The sequence below is a fragment of the Pseudomonas sp. SDO5215_S409 genome (assembly GCF_054071325.1).
Map to the genome: position 1 here is coordinate 1 of NZ_JBSVWN010000154.1, position 894 is coordinate 894.

An 894-nucleotide genomic window follows, 5' to 3' on the forward strand; every position below is an offset into this window, starting at 1 on the left:
ACAGAGGGTCGAAGATCGGCGTGAGCTGTTGCAGCAGCGCCTGCTGGATCAGGCGATCCACGACATTGGGAATGCCCAATTGGCGTGTTCCACCCTTGGGTTTGGGGATTTCGACAGCGCGTACACCTTGCGGGTGATAATCGCCGGCCAGCAACCGAGCTTTGAGGATCGGCCAATACTGTTTCACATAGCCCGCCAACTGGTCGACCGTCATGCCATCGGCACCCGGTGCGCCCTTGTTGCTGACCACGCGTTGATACGCACGCTTTAGGTTGGCGGGTGCGAGCACCCGCTCCATCAGCGTGTTCGGCTCCGCGTTCGTCCACGTCACAGACGTCGCCGATGTCTGCGCACTGCCAGCCGTAAGCCTCGGATTCCGTCCGGGGCTTGGGGTTACAGCTCTCGTGTTGAGAGATTCCTGCTTTATCGACATTCAGCGAGACTCTGACGCCTACTGGCGGCATAACCTGTTCGGCCCTTGGTGGCGTGGTTTTTTTTTCGCCACTTACTACGGCCTCGGCTGACTTCTGCAGGCTCATCCCGTCGCCTCTCGACGCCGGTAGCACAGTGGCAAACCTACAGATCTCCCAGGGTAATTCGCGCGACCTTCCTGCTTATGCCTGTCGGATATACGTCGTAGCGTTCCGTGCAAGTATTGGGCTTTAACGATTTATGCCGTCTTGCCCCGCTACGCCGCCTCTATCCGCTTCCTGTTCGTCAGGCCAGCATTTTGCCTCGGGCTTCCTTCAGATTCGCAGTCACCCGCGACACCCTTGCCTCTGGCTAACACTTCCCCTTGCCGGGTGTGTAGAGGACTTTCACCTCCAAGTCACCAGCGAGGCCACCACAGCCAAGCTGGTTGCGCTTCGCGCAACGCGCCATGCCTGGCGCACA

Annotated in this window: 1 pseudogene; it reads right to left on the minus strand. The window is 59.4% G+C overall.

What is annotated here, in order from left to right:
* Window positions 1–464, minus strand: a pseudogene (locus ACW9H9_RS28680) (group II intron reverse transcriptase/maturase); the annotation flags it as partial.
* Window positions 465–894: the final 430 nt, after the last annotated feature.